The organism is Embleya sp. NPDC001921 (genome assembly GCF_053594475.1).
The window spans coordinates 143841-163324 of the sequence record NZ_JBSFEO010000020.1; the positions used below are offsets into that span (position 1 = coordinate 143841).

The 19484-nt window shown below is 69.7% G+C and carries 17 protein-coding genes; 9 read left to right on the forward strand and 8 right to left on the reverse strand.

Features of this window, described 5'->3' with window-relative positions; all coding sequences use genetic code 11:
* Nucleotides 1–21: 21 nt before the first annotated feature.
* Both ACWCPW_RS23870 and ACWCPW_RS23875 read right to left on the reverse strand, forming a co-directional pair.
* On the reverse strand, nt 22–606 hold the full coding sequence (locus tag ACWCPW_RS23870) for a DUF1003 domain-containing protein (protein WP_449763631.1): 585 nt from the start codon (nt 604–606) through the stop codon (nt 22–24).
* Nucleotides 596–1870 carry a magnesium transporter MgtE N-terminal domain-containing protein gene (locus ACWCPW_RS23875; RefSeq protein WP_449763632.1) on the reverse strand — a complete coding sequence of 425 codons (1275 nt, stop codon included), beginning with the start codon at nt 1868–1870 and terminating at the stop codon, nt 596–598. The genes ACWCPW_RS23870 and ACWCPW_RS23875 overlap by 11 nt, the downstream gene beginning before the upstream one ends.
* A gap of 143 nt (nt 1871–2013) precedes the next feature.
* Between ACWCPW_RS23875 and ACWCPW_RS23880 the strand changes: the two genes are divergently transcribed.
* Nucleotides 2014–2841, forward strand: a complete 828-nt coding sequence (locus ACWCPW_RS23880; RefSeq protein WP_449763633.1) for a PT domain-containing protein — start codon at nt 2014–2016, stop codon at nt 2839–2841.
* 108 nt (nt 2842–2949) lie between these two features.
* Entirely contained in the window at nt 2950–3894 is a 945-nt protein-coding gene (locus ACWCPW_RS23885; protein WP_449763634.1) for a hypothetical protein, read from the forward strand.
* A 115-nt stretch (nt 3895–4009) separates the two neighbouring features.
* Here the strand turns inward: ACWCPW_RS23885 and ACWCPW_RS23890 are convergent, their stop codons facing one another.
* Nucleotides 4010–4534 carry a hypothetical protein gene (locus ACWCPW_RS23890; protein WP_449763635.1) on the reverse strand — a complete coding sequence of 175 codons (525 nt, stop codon included), beginning with the start codon at nt 4532–4534 and terminating at the stop codon, nt 4010–4012.
* A gap of 148 nt (nt 4535–4682) precedes the next feature.
* Here ACWCPW_RS23890 and ACWCPW_RS23895 point away from each other — a divergent pair, with 148 nt between their 5' ends.
* A complete protein-coding gene (locus ACWCPW_RS23895; protein WP_449763636.1) occupies nt 4683–5651 on the forward strand; it encodes an HpcH/HpaI aldolase/citrate lyase family protein in 969 nt (322 codons plus the stop codon).
* Nucleotides 5652–5790: 139 nt separating this feature from the next.
* On the opposite strand, the gene ACWCPW_RS23900 is transcribed toward ACWCPW_RS23895, so the two are convergent.
* Complete coding sequence (locus ACWCPW_RS23900) at nt 5791–6690, reverse strand: RNA polymerase sigma factor SigF (RefSeq protein ID WP_449763637.1); 900 nt, start codon at nt 6688–6690, stop codon at nt 5791–5793.
* 181 nt (nt 6691–6871) lie between these two features.
* On the opposite strand from ACWCPW_RS23900, the gene ACWCPW_RS23905 reads away from it, so the two are divergent.
* From ACWCPW_RS23905 to gltX, 3 genes are all read left to right on the forward strand, one after another.
* Nucleotides 6872–7213, forward strand: coding sequence for an STAS domain-containing protein (locus ACWCPW_RS23905; protein ID WP_449763638.1), 342 nt, complete (start codon nt 6872–6874; stop codon nt 7211–7213).
* A gap of 86 nt (nt 7214–7299) precedes the next feature.
* Nucleotides 7300–7767 (forward strand): ATP-binding protein, encoded by a 468-nt coding sequence (locus tag ACWCPW_RS23910; RefSeq protein ID WP_449763639.1) that lies wholly within the window; start codon nt 7300–7302, stop codon nt 7765–7767.
* Between the two features lie 129 nt (nt 7768–7896).
* Entirely contained in the window at nt 7897–9267 is a 1371-nt protein-coding gene (gltX, locus tag ACWCPW_RS23915; RefSeq protein ID WP_449763665.1) for a glutamate--tRNA ligase, read from the forward strand.
* 67 nt (nt 9268–9334) lie between these two features.
* On the opposite strand, the gene ACWCPW_RS23920 is transcribed toward gltX, so the two are convergent.
* The 3 genes from ACWCPW_RS23920 to ACWCPW_RS23930 all read right to left on the reverse strand — a co-directional run bounded on the left by ACWCPW_RS23920 (nt 9335) and on the right by ACWCPW_RS23930 (nt 14284).
* Nucleotides 9335–10378: a hypothetical protein gene (locus tag ACWCPW_RS23920; protein ID WP_449763640.1), complete on the reverse strand. Its 1044-nt coding sequence runs from the start codon at nt 10376–10378 to the stop codon at nt 9335–9337.
* 267 nt (nt 10379–10645) lie between these two features.
* Nucleotides 10646–12241, reverse strand: a complete 1596-nt coding sequence (locus ACWCPW_RS23925; protein ID WP_449763641.1) for a hypothetical protein — start codon at nt 12239–12241, stop codon at nt 10646–10648.
* Nucleotides 12242–12601: 360 nt separating this feature from the next.
* Complete coding sequence (locus ACWCPW_RS23930) at nt 12602–14284, reverse strand: hypothetical protein (protein WP_449763642.1); 1683 nt, start codon at nt 14282–14284, stop codon at nt 12602–12604.
* Between the two features lie 613 nt (nt 14285–14897).
* On the opposite strand from ACWCPW_RS23930, the gene ACWCPW_RS23935 reads away from it, so the two are divergent.
* The 3 genes from ACWCPW_RS23935 to ACWCPW_RS23945 all read left to right on the forward strand — a co-directional run bounded on the left by ACWCPW_RS23935 (nt 14898) and on the right by ACWCPW_RS23945 (nt 17915).
* On the forward strand, nt 14898–15446 hold the full coding sequence (locus ACWCPW_RS23935) for a hypothetical protein (protein ID WP_395870558.1): 549 nt from the start codon (nt 14898–14900) through the stop codon (nt 15444–15446).
* Between the two features lie 1189 nt (nt 15447–16635).
* The gene (locus ACWCPW_RS23940; protein WP_402234000.1) at nt 16636–17184 is read left to right on the forward strand and encodes a hypothetical protein; all 549 of its coding nucleotides are present in this window, start codon (nt 16636–16638) and stop codon (nt 17182–17184) included.
* 167 nt (nt 17185–17351) lie between these two features.
* Nucleotides 17352–17915 (forward strand): hypothetical protein, encoded by a 564-nt coding sequence (locus tag ACWCPW_RS23945; RefSeq protein WP_449763643.1) that lies wholly within the window; start codon nt 17352–17354, stop codon nt 17913–17915.
* A 102-nt stretch (nt 17916–18017) separates the two neighbouring features.
* Here ACWCPW_RS23945 and ACWCPW_RS23950 read toward each other — a convergent pair whose 3' ends face one another.
* Nucleotides 18018–19145, reverse strand: a complete 1128-nt coding sequence (locus ACWCPW_RS23950; protein WP_449763644.1) for a hypothetical protein — start codon at nt 19143–19145, stop codon at nt 18018–18020.
* Nucleotides 19146–19484 lie beyond the last annotated feature (339 nt).

The window sequence follows — 19484 nt, forward strand, 5'->3', positions numbered from 1 at the left end:
CGACCCGGATCCGGCGTCCGTTCAGGGGTGCTCCGGGTCCGGCGGGTGCTGCTGCCGGGTCAGGTGCGCGTCGGTGACGTCGCGCCCCATCAGCCACCCGTCGGTCTCCCGTCGCTCGTCCAACTCCTTGAGCATGGACTGCAGTTCCGAGCGCAGGAAGTCCCGGGTGGCGACCTCGCCGAGGGCGATCCGCAGCGCCGCGACCTCGCGGGTCAGATATTCGGTGTCCGCGATGTTGCGCTCGTTGCGAGCCCGGTCCTGCTCCAGGTTGACCCGGTCCCGGTCGTCCTGCCTGTTCTGCGCGAGCAGGATCAGCGGCGCCGCGTAGGAGGCCTGGAGGGACAGCGCCAGGGTCAGGAAGATGAACGGGTACTCGTCGAAGCGCAGCGCCGGCGGCACGAAGATGTTCCAGCCGATCCACACGATCACCGTGGCGGTCATGTAGACCAAAAACCGACCGGTGCCCAGGAAGCGGGCGATCCGCTCGGAGAACCGGCCGAACGCCTCCGGGTCGTACGCGGGCAGCAGCGGACGCCGCCCCGGAGCGCGCGGTTGGTCCAGGCGCGGGCGGCGGCGCTTGTCGGCGCTCGTGCTCTCACGAGCCACGGCGGACACCCCCGTCTCCGTGTATGGCGCCCTCGCGCCAGTCCTCGGGCAGCAGATGGTCGAGCACGTCGTCGACGGTGACCGCGCCGACCAGGTGGTCGTCCTCGTCCACCACGGGCGCCGCGACCATGTTGTACGCGGCCAGGAAGCTGGTCACCTCGGCGAGCGGGGTGTCCGGGCGCAGCGGCATCAGGTCGGTGTCCAGCACCGCGCCGACCAGGGTGAACGGCGGATCGCGCAACAAGCGCTGGAAGTGCACCGTGCCCAGGTACTTCCCGGTCGGCGTCTCGGTCGGCGGCCGGCACACGTAGACCTGACTGGCCAGGGCCGGCGACAGGTCGGCGTTGCGCACGTGGGCGAGCGCCTCGGCGATCGTGGCGCCCGGTTCGAGCACGATCGGCTCGGTGGTCATCAAGCCGCCGGCGGTGTCCTCGACGTAGGTCAGCAGCCGGCGCACGTCCTCGGCCTCCTCCGGCTCCATCAGGCCGAGCAGGCGTTCCGCGGTGTCCTCGGGCAGCTCGGAGATCAGGTCCGCCGCGTCGTCCGGGTCCATCGCCTCCAGCACGTCGGCCGCGCGCTCCTCCTGGAGCTGGCCCAGGATCTCCACCTGGTCGTCCTCGGGCAGCTCCTCCAGCACGTCCGCGAGCCGGTCGTCGTCCAGCGCCGCGGCCACCTCGGCGCGGCGCTTGGCGGAGAGGTTGTGCAGCACGTTCGCCAGGTCGGCGGGCCGCAACTGCTCGAAGGTGGCGAGCAGGTTGGCCGCGCCCTGCTGGTCCTCGGGGCGCTCGAAGCCGACCACCGCGTTCCAGTCCACGGTGATCGTCTCGCCGCGCCGCCGGCGCAGGCCGGAGGTGCCGCCCTTTTGCACGAAGAGTTTGGAGATCAGCCAGTCGCGACCGCGCCCGAGCGCCATCGCGACGTCCAGCACGGTCACCGGCTCGTCGGTCTCGGCCAGGCTCACCCGGCGGTCGAGCATCTCGGCGAGCACCAGCGTCTCGCTCGGCCGTTGCTCGAAGCGGCGCATGTTGACCAGCCCGGTGGTGATCACCTCGCCGGTCTCCACGCTGGTCACCCGGGTCATCGGGACGAAGATCCGGCGGCGGGTGGCCATCTCGACGACCAGGCCGAGTACGCGCGGGGGGAGCTGGGCGGTGCGCAGCATCACCACCACGTCGCGCAGCCGGCCGACGTGGTCGCCGTTGGGGTCGAACACGGCCACGCCCGCCAGGTGCGAGATGAACACCCGCCCGGATGACGCACCCATGCCGTGGTCCCTCCGTCGCCGATGTGTACGCCCGCTCGGGCCGATCCGCGCGGTCGTTCCGCGTATGCCCCCGGACCGTCAGGCTACCGGTCGGGGTGGGCATGATCACGACACCTCGCGCCCGGCTCAGTACAGTGCCGCCCGTGCGCTTGCCTCAGACGAAGACCACGATCGCCCTCCTGGCCGCCTGCGTCCTCACCGGCACGGCGTGTTCGAAGGCGGAGACCGGGCTCGGCTCGGAATCCGCGGATTCCATCGCCGGCAAGTCCAAGGCGGCGGCCGCGACGGCCGTCGCGGTCCACGTGCAGGGCGTGTGGCGGATCCAGACCCAGGAGTTCCGGATCGATCTGCGGCTCAAGCGCGAGGGGGGAGTGGGCACCGTGGTCACCGCGGACAGCACCATCGAACTGCTGCGGATCGGCGAGGACCTGTTCGTGCGCGGCGACGCCCGGCTGTACCAGGGCCGGGACGGGCGCGGTGGGAGCGACGTCGAGGAGTCGGCCCAGACGCTGCGGGACAAGTTCGTCAAGGTGCCGCCCACCGATCCCAGCTACGCGCGGCTGTCCGGGTTCACCCGGATGCAGGACATGATCACCGATCTGATCCGGCTCAACGGCAAGCTCAAGAAGGACGGCCGGGAGAAGATACGCGGCGCCGAGTCGCTCAAGCTGGTGGCCGACCGGGGTCGCGGCGGCGAACTTCGGGTGGCGCTGAAGGGGACCCCGTTCCCCCTCAAGTACATTCCGTCGCCGAGCGGCGGATCGCTCGAACTGTTCGAGTACAACCAGGACTTCCCGCTGGTGTTGCCCAAGGCCGACGACGTGCTCGACTACGGGTCGATGACCGACGGCAAGGAACCGTCGGACAAGTCGCCGGGCAAACCCTCGGGTCAGCCGTCCGGGAAACCGTCGGGTCAGCCCTCGGGCAAGCCGTCGGGCAAGCCCACCGGGCCGGTGCCGGGCACCGACTGAGGCGGGGGATTCCGGCTCCGGGATACCGTTTCCGGCAGGACGTCGACGCGGGCGTGCGTCGATCAGGTCAGCGAACCAACGAGACATCGAACGACGAGGAACCCAACGGTGGATCACGTGCGGCGCGGCTTCGTGGTGGCGACGGCTGTATCGGTCACGGTGCTGGCCGCCGGGTGCAGTGCGGGACGGCCCGCACACCGCTCGTGGCAGGCACCGGTGGAAGAGCCGACGGCGGGTGCGCCGCTCGGCAACCAGGTGGACGGGCTGGACCCGGCGGCGATCCTGCAGCGCGCCCAGGCCGCGACGGCCGCCGCGAAGTCCGTGCACGTCAAGGGCGAACTGGCGGTCCCGGGCGCGTCCGGCAGGCCGGCCAAGCCGTTCAGCGTGGACATGCGCTTCACCAGCACCGGCAGCGAGGGCCAGATCGTCGAGGACAACACGACCGCGTACATCACCCGGGTGCAGAACCAGGTCTGGTTCCGGGGGGACGCGAAGTTCTGGTCCAAGGTCGAGGGCAACGGCAGCGAGACGGCCAACCACGACAAGTACGTACAGGTCCCCTCCGGGGACAAGAAGTACGGCGGCATCGTGGAGAACACCTACGTCGAGCGGCTGACCAACAAGCTGATGGGCAAGCCGGGCAAGCTGGAGAAGGGCGCGGTCAAGCAGGTCAACGGCCACAAGGCGATCGCCCTGGAGAACCGGACACCGGGCGCGGGCGGCACCATCTGGGTGGCCACCGAGGGCGCCCCGTACCTGCTGCGGATGGAGTCGGCCCAGGACGCGAAGCAGACCGGCGCGTTCGACTTCCTCGGCTACGGCGAACGGGTCGACGTGCACGCGCCGGAGCCCAAGGACGTGGTGGACAAGGACCTGACCACCCAGAGCCGCCCGACCGGCGGCGGCAACGGCACCTCGACCGGCGGCTCGAGCACGCGGCCCCCGACGACCGGCGCGCCCACGAACTCGACCACGCGTCGCCCCGACATCGGCCGGACCGGCAAGCCGCCGGTCCCCGCCGGCCTCAAGCACGACCCGGTGTTGTTCTTCTGATCGGGCACGGGCCCACCCGGGGCGGTCTCATCCGGTGCGGGCCCACCCGGGGCGGCTTCGTCGCCGCTCGGCGTCGCGCGTAAGGGGCGCCCGGGTCCGGCCCGGGCGCCGACCGTCAGCCGCGCCGGCGCAGGCGGCCGATCGACAGGTTGAACGGGGACGCCCCGCGCGTCACGGCCGGCGACCCGACCGGAACGGTGCGTCCGGCGTCTTGGGGCAGGTCCCGGGCCGGGCCGGTCGGGGTCAACCGGATCAGGTCGCACTCGCGCTTCCAGCGGGCCGGCTGCTCCTCGCCGTCGGGCGCGTTCAACCGGGCCGCGTGCAGGGCCAGCACGGCCGGCTCCCAGTCCGGGTCGTCCGGTGCCACCACGGCGACCCGGGCGGTCCAGCCGGGCAGCCGGCCGCCCTTGTCCTTGCTGCGCAGGTCCACGAGCGCCTCGGCGGCCTCGGCCAGGCCGGGCACGAACTGCTCGACCTCGCCGTCCGCGCGGGCGGCCACCAGCCACGACGCGCCGTCCAGCCACACGTGCCAGACCGGGCGGGCGGGTGCGGTGCCGACCGTGAGCCAGAGCAGGCCGGACTTCTTCGCGCCTTCCTCGCGCAGCGCGTCCGCTTCCGGGAGTGCGTCGGTGTCCGTCATGCGCCACAGCGTCCCACAACGCGCGGGCGCGGAAGGTACGCCGGCCTCGGCGACGCGCGAGGCCGAACGTGCGCCACCTCATAGTCCGCCGCGGGTGACCCGTCGGTAACCTGACCGCACGATCCGCAGCACTGGGAGGACCAGAGACATGGCCGCCACATCGCGTAGCTTGCGTTCCCGCCGTTCCTGTATGGCTGTGCCCGGCAGCAACCCGCGCTTCATCGAGAAGGCGCAGGGGCTTCCGGTCGACCAGGTGTTCCTCGACCTCGAGGACGCCTGCGCCCCGCTCGCGAAGGAGGGCGCGCGGCACACCATCGTCGACGCGCTCAACAACGGCGACTGGGGGAACCGGATCCGCGTCGTGCGGGTCAACGACTGGACCACCCACTGGACCTACCGCGACGTGGTCACCGTCGTGGAGGGCGCGGGGGCCAACCTCGACGCCATCATGCTGCCGAAGGTCCAGGACGCCGGCCAGGTCAAGGCCCTGGACCTGCTGCTGACCCAGATCGAGAAGACGGTCGGCCTGGAGGTCGGCCGGATCGGCATCGAGGCGCAGATCGAGAACGCCCGAGGCCTGGTCAACGTCGACGAGATCGCCGCCGCGTCGCCGCGCGTGGAGACCATCATCTTCGGCCCGGCCGACTTCATGGCGTCGATCAACATGAAGTCGCTCGTGGTCGGCGAGCAGCCCCCGGGCTACGACACCGGCGACGCCTACCACTACATCCTGATGCGGATCCTGATGGCCGCGCGGGCCAACGACCTCCAGGCGATCGACGGCCCCTACCTCCAGATCAAGGAGGTCGACGGCTTCCGCCGGGTGGCCGGCCGCTCGGCCGCGCTGGGCTTCGACGGCAAGTGGGTGCTGCACCCCGGCCAGATCGACGCGGCGAACGAGCTGTACTCGCCGACCCAGGCCGACTACGACCACGCCGAGATGATCCTCGACGCCTACGACTGGTGCACCTCGGCCGCGGGCGGAATGAAGGGCGCCGCGATGCTCGGCGACGAGATGATCGACGAGGCGTCGCGCAAGATGGCCCTGGTGATCTCGGCCAAGGGGCGCGCGGCGGGCATGCGGCGTACGCAGAAGTTCGAGGCCCCCGAGGGCTGAGCCCGGCCCCGATGAGCCGGGCCGGTGGTCCGGCGCCCGGGCGACGACGCGACGAGGGGCGGGACCCGATCGGTGATCGGGTCCCGCCCCTTCGTGTCGCGTCGGCGCGGCGGCTCCCGGGGGCGCGCCGCGGCTCGGCTCAGCTCTCGGCGAGCAGGCCCGCGCGCAGTGTGCCGAGCGTGCGTGACAGCAGCCGGGAGACATGCATCTGGGAGATGCCCAGTTGCTCGCCGATCTCGGACTGGGTCTTGCCGCCGAAGAACCGCAACATCAGGATGTGCTTCTCGCGCGGCGGGAGCGCGGCGATCAGCGGCTTGAGCGACTCCCGGTTCTCCACCAGTTCGAGCGCGTCGTCGTGCGCGCCGAGCCGGTCCATCGGAACCGCCGCGTCGTCGCCGCCGGCGCCCGCGGGGGTGTCCAGCGACGAGGCGCTGTAGCCGTTCGAGGCGATCATGCCCTCGACGACCTCCTCGCGGGAGACGTCCAGGAAGTTCGCCAACTCGGCGACGGTGGGCGCCCGTTCCAGCCGCCGGCCGAGCTCGTCGCTCGCCTTGGCCAGCCGCAGCCGCAACTCCTGGAGCCGGCGCGGCACCCGGACGGACCACGAGGTGTCCCGGAAGAAGCGCTTGATCTCGCCGAGGATGGTCGGCATCGCGAAGGTCGGGAACTCCACCTCGCGCTCGGTGTCGAATCGGTCGATCGCCTTGATCAGCCCGATCGTGCCGACCTGGACGATGTCCTCCAGCGGCTCGCTGCGGGTACGAAAGCGACCCGCCGCGAAGCGCACCAGCGGCAGGTTGAGTTCGATCAGGGTGTTGCGTACGTACTGGTATTCGTGGGTGCCCTCTTCCAGCCGGTTCAGTCGCCGGAAGAGTGTCTTCGAGAGAGCGCGCGCGTCGGCGGCGCCCATCGATCCGATCTCGGCGTCGTCGAATTCACGCGCGAGTTCGCACAGATCCAGCTCTTCTGCCCCGGTGTCCGTTGCCGGTGGCCGCTGTGACCCCCGGACCTGCATCTCGGCTTCGAGCTGTACTGCCATGCCTCCCCCTCGTGACGCCATTTTGAGGTCTCTCCCGTGCGCCTAACCCGTATGGGGGAGAGCAAACACCGTCCACTCGAAAAACTTGTGCCGGCACGCCGACCCCCCGCACCCGCGGGCGGTCGTCTATCGTGTGCCCGGGCCGGAGTACTCGGTGGGCAAAGGGCAGCAGGAGGCTGGCATGCAGGGCGGCTTGACGGTGTCGGTGAGCACCAATGGCACCTCTGCGATCGTTACGGTCGCCGGTGAGATCGACGTGGACAGTGCCGCCGCGGTGCGGGACCGCCTGTTCGAGTGTGTCGAGCAGGGCAGTACACGTCTGGTGATCGACTGCTCGGACCTCGATTTCTGCGATTCGACCGGGCTGAACGCGTTTCTCGCAGCCCGGCTGCGTGCGCAGGCCGCGGGAGGAGCCGTCCATCTCGTGGGCGTTCAACCTGCCGTTGCGCGGGTATTCGAGATCACCGGTGCGGTACAGGGGTTCACTTTCCACGAGACCCTGGCAGAGGCGGTCGGAGAGTAGCCCGTGACTTCTGGTGTCCTCCAGCGGGATGCGGGCAACTATCACCGCGTAGCAGCGTGAGCGAGGTGAGCCAGTAGATGTGCGCCATGCGATCGCAGGCGCCCGGCGACGGGGGTGCCTGCTTCTCCACACCACCGCTTCGTCAGGTGCGGAGATTGCCGTTCGAGGGCGCGACGGGGGCGGTGGCGCGGTCGAGGACGTTCATCCGCAACACACTCCACGCGTACGGATGGTCGGGTTCCCAGGACGAGCAGGTGATGCTGACCGCCGACGACGTCCTGCTCGTCGCCGTCGAGCTGGTCACCAACGCATGCCTGCACGCGGGCGGTCCGGTGGAGCTGCGCGTCGTGCGGACGAGCGATCTGATCCGGATCGAGGTGGACGACCGCAGCGAGGAGTCGCCGCAGGCGCGTGCTCCGCATTCGGGAACACGACCGGGCGGACACGGACTGCACATCATCCGGCGGCTGACGCTGGACTGGGGGGTGGTCGTGCACCAGGGCGACGGGAAGACCGTGTGGGTGGACATGCCCGTCCCCGACGCGATGCGCTGAGCCGCAGGTCGGCTCACCGGGCGCGGCGCCGAGCCGGATACCGGCCCGAACCCGGCCCGCTCGGCGGATACCCTGGAGCACATGTCTGCCTCTTCGGTTCGTGTTCGCTTCGCTCCCTCTCCCACCGGCATGTTCCACGTCGGTGGCGCTCGTTCCGCGCTGTACAACTGGGCCGTCGCGCACAAGGCCGGCGGCACCTTCGTACTGCGCGTCGAGGACACCGACGAGGCGCGGAACCGGCCCGAGTGGACCGAGGGCATCATCGGCGCGCTCGCGGCGATCGGTATCAACGCGTCCGACCCGGCCTTCGAGGGCCCGTACTTCCAGTCGCAGAACACCGCGCTGCACCGCGAGAAGGCGGTCGAGCTCTTCGACGCGGGCCGCGCGTACTACTGCGACTGCGCGCGTGAGGACCTGGAGGCCCGGACCGGCTCCAAGCACCTGGGCTACGACGGCTTCTGCCGCGACCGCGGGCTGCCCGCGGGCGAGGGGCGCGCACTGCGCTTCCGTACCCCGGACGAGGGCGTCACGGTGGTGGCCGACCTGGTCCGCGGCGACACCGAGTTCCCGAACGCCTCGCTGGAGGACTTCGTGGTGGCCCGGGGCAACGGCTCGGCGGTGTTCCTGCTGGCGAACGTGGTCGACGACGTCGACCAGCGGATCACCATCGTCATCCGCGGCGAGGAGCACCTGTCCAACGCGGCCAAGCAGCAGTTGTTGTGGGAGGCGCTGGGCGCGACCCCGCCGCAGTGGGCGCACCTGCCGGTGATCGTCAACGAGAAGCGGCAGAAGTTGTCCAAGCGCCGGGACAAGGTGGCGCTGGAGTCCTACCTGGACGAGGGCTACCTGCCCGAGGCATTGGTGAACTACCTCTTCCTGCTCGGCTGGGGCCCGAAGGACGACGTCGAGATCCGGCCGTACGCGGAGCTGGAGCAGCTCTTCGACCTGCGGGACGTGAACAAGTCGTCGGCGTTCTTCGACGTGAAGAAGCTGTCCTCGTTCAACGCCGACTACATCCGCGCGCTGGACGCGGACGCGTTCGTGAAGGCGTGCGAGCCGTGGGTGCTCGGGGAGAAGGCGCCGTGGGCGAAGGAGGCGTACGACCCGGCGGTGTTCGCCGAGGTCGCGCCGCTCGTGCAGACCCGGATCACGGTGCTCGACGAGGTCCCGATGTACGTGGACTTCCTGTTCCTGGACGCGCCCGCCGAGGACGAGGCGGCCTGGGCCAAGGCGATGAAGCCGGGCGCCGCGGACGTGCTGGCCAGTGCGCGCGAGGAGCTCGCGGGGGCCGAGTGGAACGTGGACGCGCTCAAGGCCGCGGTCGAGGCCGCGGGCGCCGCGCACGGCCTGAAGTTGTCCAAGTCGCAGGCCCCGGTCCGGGTCGCGGTGACCGGCCGCACGATCGGCCTGCCCCTGTTCGAGTCGCTCCAGGTACTCGGCCGCGACCGGGTCCTGGCCCGCGTCGACGCGGCGCTGGCCAGGTTGGCGACCGCGCGGTAGCCGTCGCCCCCGGACAGTGCGGGCCCGCACCCGACAAACGGGTGCGCGGGCCCGCACTGTCGCCGGGTCAGCTCAGGGACAGGGTCAGCGTGGTGTCGTAGACACCGGGCTGCTGCATCGCGGGTACGTCGAGCGAGATCGATGCCCCGGCGACGAACGCGCCGCCGGTTCGCGGGGCGTTCGGCGTCGACGCCAGCACGGATCCGCCGGCGATCCGGCCGGGTGTGCCGGGCACCGCGACGCTCAGGCCGCCCGGCGCGGTCTCCACCGCCGGTACCCAGGTGAAGTGATCGGCCGGAATCCGGCCGCCGTCCGGCGAGGTGAAGTCGCCGATGTCGGCGGTGAGCGTCCAGCCGAGCGAGCCGCCGCGCACGTCGGTGACGGTGATCGGGTTCAGCGGGCCGGTCATGGTCTGCGCGCGGGTGCTCACCGCGCCGCCCACGAGCCGGATGCCGTCACCCTGCTGGGAGATGGTCAGCCCGCCGGTGCCGATCACGCCGGTGACGTGCTGGGACACCGTGCCGCCGCCGGAGTCGCCGCCGATCGTCAGGGTGCGCGAGACGGCCGGTCGCACGACCGGGGCGCAGGTGATCAGCGTCCCCCCGATGCCCTCCGCGGTCACGGTGTAGGCGCCGGGGGTGAGCGTGACCGGGCCGCTTCCGGGGATCGTGAACGTGCCGGTGAGATCGGTGAGTCCGAGGGAGCCGGAGGGGTTCTCCGGCGCCGGGCGGGCCTGGCCGCGCACCCCGAAGGTGCTCTGTTGCGAGCCGCCCACGTCCACGCCGGCCTCGGCGCGGAACGACAGCGTGCTGACGGGCGGTACTCCCGGAAACTTCGGCTGTGTACCCCAGTGCCAGGTGACGGTGACCGTTTCGCCCGGAGTGTAGGTCGGCTTGTCCGGGCTGACGACCAGGTCCACGTCGAACGCGTCGTCCGGGAACTGTATGCCCAGGACAGAGGAGGAGCATCGTTCCTGGTACGTGACGGTGTCCGCCTGTGCGGGGGTCGCCGACGCCAGACCGACGGCCGCGACGACGATCGCCGTCGCGCAACCCGCCAGGACGCGGCGGGCCGAAAGCTTTCGCTGGTTTCTCTGGCTTGTCTTGAACACGGATTTCCTTGCCGGAGTCGGGAATCGGTCGGTGCCGAGGCGCGGTGGGGACCGGTTGGTTTCGAGCGGGTCCCGACCGACGCAATGTTTGGCACGATCAATGATCACCGACGGCGATCCGCGCCGCATGCGGAATCGCACGGCAACTCGCCTCGGCGGCAAGGAAATTGACGGTCGTCGGGTCGGTCCGACCGGGAACGCCGGACGGCCCCCGCGACTGTCGTCGCGAGGGCCGCCCGGGCTGTCGGTGGTGCTTGCGCTACCGCGTCAGCTGATCGAGAGGGTCAGCGTGGCGGTGTAGGTGCCGACCGCCTGGTACGCCGGGACGGCGAGGGAGAGGTCGGCGTCGGCGGCGAAGGTACCGCCGGTGACGGGCGCCGCCGGAGCGGACGCCAGCGTGGCGCCGGTGCCGATCGGGCCGGCACTACCGGGCACCGCGACACTGGGCGAGCCCGGGCCCGCGGCGACCTTCGGGGTCCAGGTGAACTTGTCGGCGCCGATCTTGCCGCCGGTGCCGTTGGTGAAGTCGGACACCGAGCCGGTGAGGGTCCACCCGGTGTTGCCGCTGCGGAAGTCCTTCACGGTCACGGTGTTCAGCGCGCCGGTCATGTTCTGCGCCTGGCCGTTGATCGTGATGTCCGACAGCTTGATCGCGCCGGCTTCCTGGGAGATGGTCAGACCGCCGGCCACCACGTTGCCGGTCACCGTCTGGTCCAGGCTCGCGCCGGGGACGGTGATGCGGAACGGAGTGGTGATCGCGGTGGTGTCGTCGGTGCCCTCGGTCACGTAGATCGAGGCGATCGACGGGTCGCTCGCGACGAAGTCCGGGATGGTGAAGGTGCCGTCGGCGGCCGAGTCGGCGTAGGCGGCCGTCTCGTCCAGCACGTAGCCCGACGCGGTCTGGCCGCGCGCGATGATGGTCAGGTTCGGGGTGAAGTTCTTCCCGGTGACCTTGACCGTGGTGCCCACCGGGCCACTGGCCGGGTCGAGGCTGATCTGCCGCGCGGTGGCGGTGATCTTGATCGGGGCGAGCGCCTCCGAGGCGCCGACCTTGACCTTGATCTTGTAGTCGCCCGCGGCCACGGTGGCGATCGTGGCGACGTTGCCGGTGAGCGCGCCGTCGGCCACCGCGAGGGTGTTGCCGGGAGCGATCTTGGCCGCGTCGCACGCCGCGCCCGCGGCGTCGCACAGCTCGACCGACGGGGTGCCGGCCGGCCAGTGCGCACCGGTCAGTGCGATCGGCGCGCCGGCGGCGGCCTCGGCCGGACCGGACAGCGTGGCCGGCTCCTGCGAGGTGCCTTCGACCTTGAGGGTGCGCGAGACCGCGACCGGGGTCACCGGCGTGCAGTCGGTCGGCACCTTCAGGCCCAGGGCCGTGGTGAAGGTCGAGTAGATGTCCGGCGTCAGGGCGACGTCACCGGGCGTGGTCAGGGTGAACTTGCCGGTGCCGTCACTGACCTTGAGGTCCTGGCCGGGCAGGGCCTCCGGGTTGTCCTGCGGCCCGATCACCTTGAAGTTGCCGCTCTGGGCACCGGAGAGCTTCACCGTGCCGTCGAGGTAGGTCGAGTTCGCGGGCACCTTGCCGATCACCGGAATGGTCGGCGGGGCCTTCGGGAACACCGTCCAGTGCCACTTGACCGTGACCTCTTCACCCACGGCGTACGTGGGCTTGTCCGGGGTGACCTGCAGGTCCATCTGGACCTGACCGTTGGGCAGGTTCGGCGAGTACTTGTTGACACAGTGCGTCGTGTAGTCGACCGGGGCCGCCTGGGCGGACGGTGCGAGGACCACGAGACCGCCGGCGGTCGCGACGGCGACGACGGCTGTCGAGGCGAGCAGCCTGCGTGGAGCGATTCTTCGCATTCGGGACACTATTCTCCTCGCGGGGATGGGAATATGCCTACTGCCACGGTGGAGCGGCATCGCGCGATCCCGGAATTCTGCGGCCTCCGCCCTCTCGGAGCGTGGCGGGCCGCCGGTCGGAATGCGACGGATGCGGTAGCGGTCGGCAATAGATGGTCCGACACCGTATTCATCCGTTAATTGCTGACGAAGTCAATGACTATTTCGAGGCGATCCAGGTGTCACGTGTCAACATGATCGACTTGCCGCGCGGCAAGGGAAGCGGAATGCGATCGTCCCCTCCCGGACCCCGGTATCGGGCACGGCGAAGGCCGCCGTCCACAGGGACGGCGGCCTCCGGTCGAGCCCTTGCGATGTACGTCAGCCCGTCACGGTGAACGGGGTCGACGCGTTGCGGTCGGAGTGGAAGGTCTCCGACGCGATGATGCCGGTGGTGTTCGACTTCGTGATCAGGATCCAGATACTGAAGTCGCCGTTGGCATTCGCCCAGGCGCCGGCCCAGTCACTGGTCTTGGAGTTGCCCGCCAGACCGTTGACGTTGACCCACGCGAGCGAGCCGTAGCCGTGTCCGGTGACCAGGACGAACGTGCACGGGTCGCCGGACGTCTTGTTCAGCTCCAGCCAGCGGCGCTGCACGGTGACCGAGGCCAGCGCGCTGTTGCTGCCGTCGCTCAGCTTGAGCTTGTAGGTGCCCTCGCCCACGTTGCCGGCGATCGTCACGTTGCCGGCGAGCGTGCCGTCGGCGGCGATGGCGAGCGGGCCCGAGCTGATCCGGGCGGTGCTGCACGCGGAGCCGTCGGCCGCGCACAGCGACGCGGTGGCGGAGCCGTTCGGGGTCCAGTTGTTGCCGGACACCGCGACCGAACCACCGGCGTGCGTGGTCGCGGGCGACGCCGACAGGGTGGCGGGCAGGGCCGCGCCGATGGTGAACGGCACGGCGAAGCCGGTCGTCTCGTCGACGCCCTCGGTGATCCAGACCGCGGTGATGCTCGGGTCGCTCACCACGAAGTCCGGGATGGTGATCGTGCCGTCGGCGGCCGAGTCGGCGTACGCGGCCGTCTCGTCCAGCACGTAGCCCGTCGCGGTCTGGCCGCGCGCGATGACGGTGAGGTTCGGGTTGAAGTTCTTGCCGGTCACCGAGACGACGGTGCCCACGGGGCCGCGGTTCGGGCTGAGCGTGGCCTGCCGGGCGACCGCGTTGATCTTGACCGCGGCGACCGCCTCGCCTGCGCCGACCTTGACCTTGAGCTTGTAGTTGCCGGTCGGCACGGTGGCGACGGTGTTGATGTTGCCGGACAGCGCGCCGTTGGCCACCACCAGGCTGTTCGCCGCGATCTTGCTCGCGTCGCACGCGGCGCCGTTGGCGTCGCACAACTGCACCGACGGGGTGCCCGCGGCCCAGTTGTTGCCGGACAGCGCGACCTGGGCGCCGGCGTTGAACTCACCGGGGTTCGCGCTCAGTGTGGGCGCCCCCTGCGAGGGGCCGTCCACGGTGAGGGTGCGCGAGACCGAGATGGGGTTGATCGGCGAGCACTTGGTCTCGACCGTCTGCCCGACCGCCGTGGTCCACGTCGAGTAGATGTCCGGGGTCAGGTTGACCTGGCCGGCCTGGGTCAGCGTGAGGTTGCCGACCGGGTTGCTCAGGATCAGGTCCTGGCCGGGCAGCGCCTCGGGGTTGATCTTCGGTCCCTGGATGGCGAAGTTGCCGGTCTGCGCGCCCGTCAACTTCACCGTACCGACCGGGTAGGTCGAGTCCTTCGGCACCTTGCCGACGACCGGGATCGAAGTGGGGGCCTTGGGGTACAGCTTCCACTGCCACTCGACCGAGACGACGTCGCCCACCTGGTAGCTGCTCTTGGCAGGGGTGACCACCAGGTCGATCTTGACCTGGCCGTCCGGCGGCGTCGAGTACGGGTTGGTGCAGTGCGTCGCGTAGTCGACGGTGTCGGCTTGCGCGGCGGGGGCGAGGACGAGGGCGCCGGTGCTCGCGATGGCGCCGACGGCCGCGGCCGCGATCAGCCTGCGCGGAGCAATTCTTCGCATTCGGGACACGTTTCTCCTAGCCGGGTGGGAGGTGCCTGGTGGTGCGGGAGAGTCCGCTTCCCCCGCGTACGCCCGGAGGGCGACATTTCGTCGCCCACTGCGGCCGTCGCCCGTCGGCGACGGGTGTCGGGAGCGTTGGCCGAGTGGCTGGGTGAAAAGGCCGGGATGGCGAACTCCGAACGTTGCTGGTCCGCCCGAACATCTAGCGAATAAAGGCGCAGGAAGCAATGCGTAAAACGTGGCGATCTTGGTGTCACGTGTCACCATGATCAACTTTGATAAACCTGCTCCGACCTTCTGTTTCTGAGCTTGACCGAGTCAATAGGAACCGCGATCGATTCATGATCGCTGCCCGATGACTTCATCTACAAAACCGTATTGACTTCTTCCGCTTGCGCAGTTTCACTTTGGCTGTGCCGGAGGGCCCCGACGTGGGGAAGAAGCGGGCCCGCCCCGGATCCCGATAACACCGTCGTGCCGTCCGGTTCGTACCGCGTCGGCCGACCCTTCGGGATGCCCGCCGGTTGCTCCACCGTTTTCGCCTGCGGCGTGCAGGCCGGGAAGAACGTGCGCCATCACCAGGTCCTCGGAAGCGATGAAAAGGAGCTCCACCATGTCTCGTACCAAGCTCGCCAGTGCCGGTATCGCCTGCTCGGCCGCAGCCTTCGCCGCGGTCATGGCGCTGTCCGGCACCGCGAACGCGGTTCCCGATTCGCGCAGCGTGAACCTCACCTGCAAGGACAGCACGGGCACCACGTGGGTCACCGGCGGCACTGGAACCCTCACCTCCAGCGACCCGGGCGGCACGGCGGCGCAGAAGATGAAGCTCGTCTCGCCGATGACCGCGCCGATCGCGATCCCGGCGAACTCGCTGACCACCACCATCCGCACCATTCAGACCGGCGCGGGTGCGGGCACCGTTCGTGACTTCACCGGCACCGTCAACCTGCCGATGAACATCGGGAACCAGATCAACCTGGGCCCGGTTTCCGGGACTTCGCGGCTTGCTGCGGGCACCACCGTGCGCCTGCAGGACACTTCGGCCGCCGCGCCGAGCGCCACGAACTGGTCGGTGAAGATCAACACGAGCATCTCCGGCTCGCCGGTGGAGATCTGGTGTGCCGGCAAGCAGGACGCGGCTTCGGGCGACTACACGTTCTGATCGATCCAGGGCCGGACCCTGTCCGTGCAGGAGGGTCCGATCAGGAATCGGTGATCGGGATTCGATGACGTCTCGCGCCTGCCCGGGCGGCCTCGTGCCGCCCGGGCAGGCGTACGCATGTCCGGGTTTCGGTGACGCGAGCCGGTGGGGGCACAAGGGCGTGGCCCGGCGAGCGGCCTTTCCACCGTTCGAGGTATTCCCGATGATTCGGGCCGGAGGGCCGGGCGGCATTCTTTATCGGTGTCACGTGTCACCAAGATCGAATTCGATAAAGCCGGCCCGGTAATCGCCTTTCGATTCTTTCCCGGATTCCCGGGAGCGGAAACCGCTTTACTTCGCCGGCCGTACGGTTCGCGTCGAGTCGGCCGAAAGGGCCCGTGGCGGGTGGTGGAGCGGGCCGGTCATCGGTCTCGGCGCGGTCGGTGACAATGGCCGTATCGGCCGCATTCCCCGCGTACGCGGGCCGAAGCCGTGGTGCGGGCCGGGTCTTCGAAACCCATCCGCAGGAAGCCTCTCCAGGGATCCCACCGCCGCTCGGTACAGCGGGTGTGACCACCGCGTTCGCGTATCCGCAGCAGACCGGCCACCGTGCCGGGCGCATCGAACCGGCCGGTGTGGATCGCATCGCGCCCGAACGGCCACGGCCCTGTCCCACGGCGCGGGTGGATCGGACTCCGGGACGGACGACCTTCGCCCGCCGAGCGGCTCGGGCCCGGGAAATAGCACCGGAACCATGGATTTCGCTTTCCTTCGCGGATTGGTTTCCGCTCGCCTCTCCGGGCGCGTCGTGTCCCGGGGGGCGTTTGTTTTACCGGGAATTCGAGCGGGATACTCACGTTACGTAATCACGCCTGTATAGTGACGCGTGTCACCATGATCAAAGATATGCATTTGGTGATCATGAGGATTGAGGGCACTCTGTCGGTCGATATGGTTGGAAGCTTCTCGAAGATCACTCGGCTTTGTAAACGTGGACATTAGGCATTGACTTCTTTTCTTTCTCCCGCTTCACTCTCCCTGTGCCGGAAGGCCCGATGCAGAAGCAATCCGGGCCCTTCGCGGTTTGGCTTGCGTCGCCGTTCCCGTCGATGTCGAGATACCGGCCGGCAGTACCAGCGTCTTGCCTGCTTCAGGGCACTCGGGCAAGCACGTCTTCATTCGGAAAGCCGTGAAAGGAGCACCACCCCTCATGTCTCGTTCCAAAGCTGCAACGGTCGGCATCGCCTGTACGGCGGGTGCCTTCGCGGCCGTGATGGCCATGTCCGGTACTGCCAACGCCGCTCCGCCGGAGTCGCGCGGGGTGCACCTGACCTGTGTCGACATCAACTCGGGTATCACGTACTCGACGAACGGCGCGGGCACCCTCTCCTCGAGCGACCCGGGTTCGCCGAACCCGCAGAAGATGAAGCTCACTTCGTCGATCACGGCGCCGCTCAACATCCCGGCGAACTCGCTGACCACCACGATCCGGATGACGGGCGGCGTCACGTTCTCCGGTACGGCCAACCTGCCGATGAACGCGGGCAACCCGATCACGCTCGGCCCGGTTCCCGCCGCCGCGCGTATCGCGGGCGGGACCAGCATCATCCTGCTGGACACCTCCGCCGCCGCCCCCAGCGCGACGAACTACTCGGTGCGCATCCAGGCGACCTTCGCCGGGACCGCGGCCGACATTCGTTGCGCCGGCAAGCAGGACACCGTTCCGCCCGCCACCGGCCCGACCCCCTTCACCTTCTGATCCGCCCGGCTCTCGACCAGGGAGCCGGAGCGCTCGGATCCTTGCGCCACGCGCCCGTCGCGGCGACCTTCGGGTCGCCGCGACGGGCGTTTCCTCATCCTGTCCGCGGACAATTCCGAACGATCGGCCGATCCCCAGCCTCGGCCGGTCCGGTGAAAGGGCCCGTCGTGAAACGCACCAAGCTCGCCACCGTCACCGTCACGTGCGCCGCAGGCACCCTGGCCGCCGTGGCCGCGCTGTCCACCTCCGCCTACGCGATTCCGCCGGAAGCGCGGTCCATCACGATCGCTTGCCAGGACTCGACCGGCGCGGTCTTTCCCGGCGTCACATCGATCACCGGGGCGCTGACGTCGAGTCAGTCCAGCCCCACACTGCCGCAGAAGATGAAGGCGAACCTGCCCGTCGGCAACCCCGTGCCCGTGCCGCCCAATTCGGCCGCGATCGTGATTCGCATCGTGCAGACCAGCGGCGGGGGTTCGGGGGTGGGGACGGTGTTCGACTTCGCGGGGACGACCCATCCGTTCTGGGGGCCCGTGCCGATGGTCCTGGGGCCGCTCGCGGTTCCCGCGGTGATTCCGGCCGGTACGACGGCTCGGTTCAAGGACACCAGCGGCGCTCCGCCGAGCGCCACGAATTGGTCGATCAAGATCCGGAACCCGGTCCCCGGGACCGGAAACGACATCTACTGCAACGGCAGGCAGGCCCCCGGGTCGCCGGATTACAGCTTCTGAGTCGAGCGCCGTCCGGCCTCGCGTCGAGCGTCGTCCGGGATCCGCACGCGTCGGCCCCGGTACCCGAATCGGGTACCGGGGCCGACGCGTGCGTGCCGTGGGCTACTTCACGGTGATGCCCGCCATGCCGAGCTTGTCGAACTTGAAGCTCGTGTCGATCTCGACCGCCGTGATTCCGGTGGTCTTCTTGCTGGTGACCAGGATCCACGAGGAGAACCTGCCGTTGCGGTCGGTCCACGCGACGCCGAAGTTGAAGGTCGGCTTCGCGCCCTCGACGCCGGCGAGGGCGATCAGCGTGTTCGGGGTGAAGTTCTCCCCGGAGACCTTCACGAACGTCCACGGGCGGACCGTGCTCTTGCTCAGCGTCACCTTGCGCTGGACGACCGGGACGTCGGCCTTCTTGACGGTCAGCGGTGTGGTCGCGCTGCGGGCGCCGTCGGTGACCCGCACGCTGTACGCGCCGTCCGCGGTGCCGGGGGCGACCGTCACGCCACCGGAGAGCACGCCGTCGGCGCCGATCCGCAGGCTGTTCGCGGAGATGCCCGCCGGGTCGCAGGCGGCGCCGTCCGCGGCGCACAGCGACGGCGTGGCGGTGCCGCCCTTGGTCCAGTTGGTACCGGAGAGCACGGTCTCCTTGCCGGCCTCCACGGTGCCCGGGGACGCGCTCAGGGTGGCCGTCTCGGGCGTGCTCAGCACGGTGACGCTCTGCGCGACGCCGGAGCCGCCGGTGACCGCGCACGGCGTGGTGAAGTTGCCGTACGGCGTCACCGTGGCGGTGGTGGTCCTGGTCGGGGTCAGGTCGACCGTGCCGGACGCGGTGGCCGGGACCTGGAGCTTGACCGTGAACGGCGGGCTCTGGATCGGCGTGTTCGCCGGGATGTCGATCGTGGTCTGGGCCCCGGTCAGGGTGACCGAGCCGGTGGCTCCGCCGGAGAGGGCGAAGTCGATCGACGGCGTCATCTTGATGCCGTTGAGCGCGGCCGGACTGGTGGCCGGGCTCGGGCCGAGGGTGATCTTCAGGTCGATCGTCTCGCCGGGCTTGGCGGTGGTCGGGCCGTCCACGGTCACCGACATCGGCCCGGTCTTCTCGCCCTGGCCGAGCGGCAGCGAACACGTGACGGTCGGTGTCGCGGTGCCGGCGAGGGCGGCGGGGGCGCCGGCGAGGAGTCCGGTGATCGCCAGGGTGCCGACGCCGAGCCCGGCGGCCAGGCGCATGGTGCGTTGCTTCATCCGGTGCTGCTCCCTGTCCTGCGTTCCTTGCCGTCGGCGGGCGTTGACGTCGCGTCGGCGGCATGGGGGCGGATACGCGCGTGCTAAGTGGAACGTGTTACAGAAGTGGGGCGGGTCACATTGATGCGCCTTCGTCCGACGAAGTCAAGAGGCGTGATCGGCCCATATGACCGGCGAGTAGGTCTTCGCCGGGGTGCTGACCTGCACTGACACGTGTCGTCTCGAAGCGGTGGAACAAGTTCCACTTTGTGGCGGCGTGCGGCCGGTTCGTTGCCACGTGCGGCCGGCACGCGGGAATGCGAACGGGGCGCCCACCGCCACCTCGGAAGGTGTCGGTGA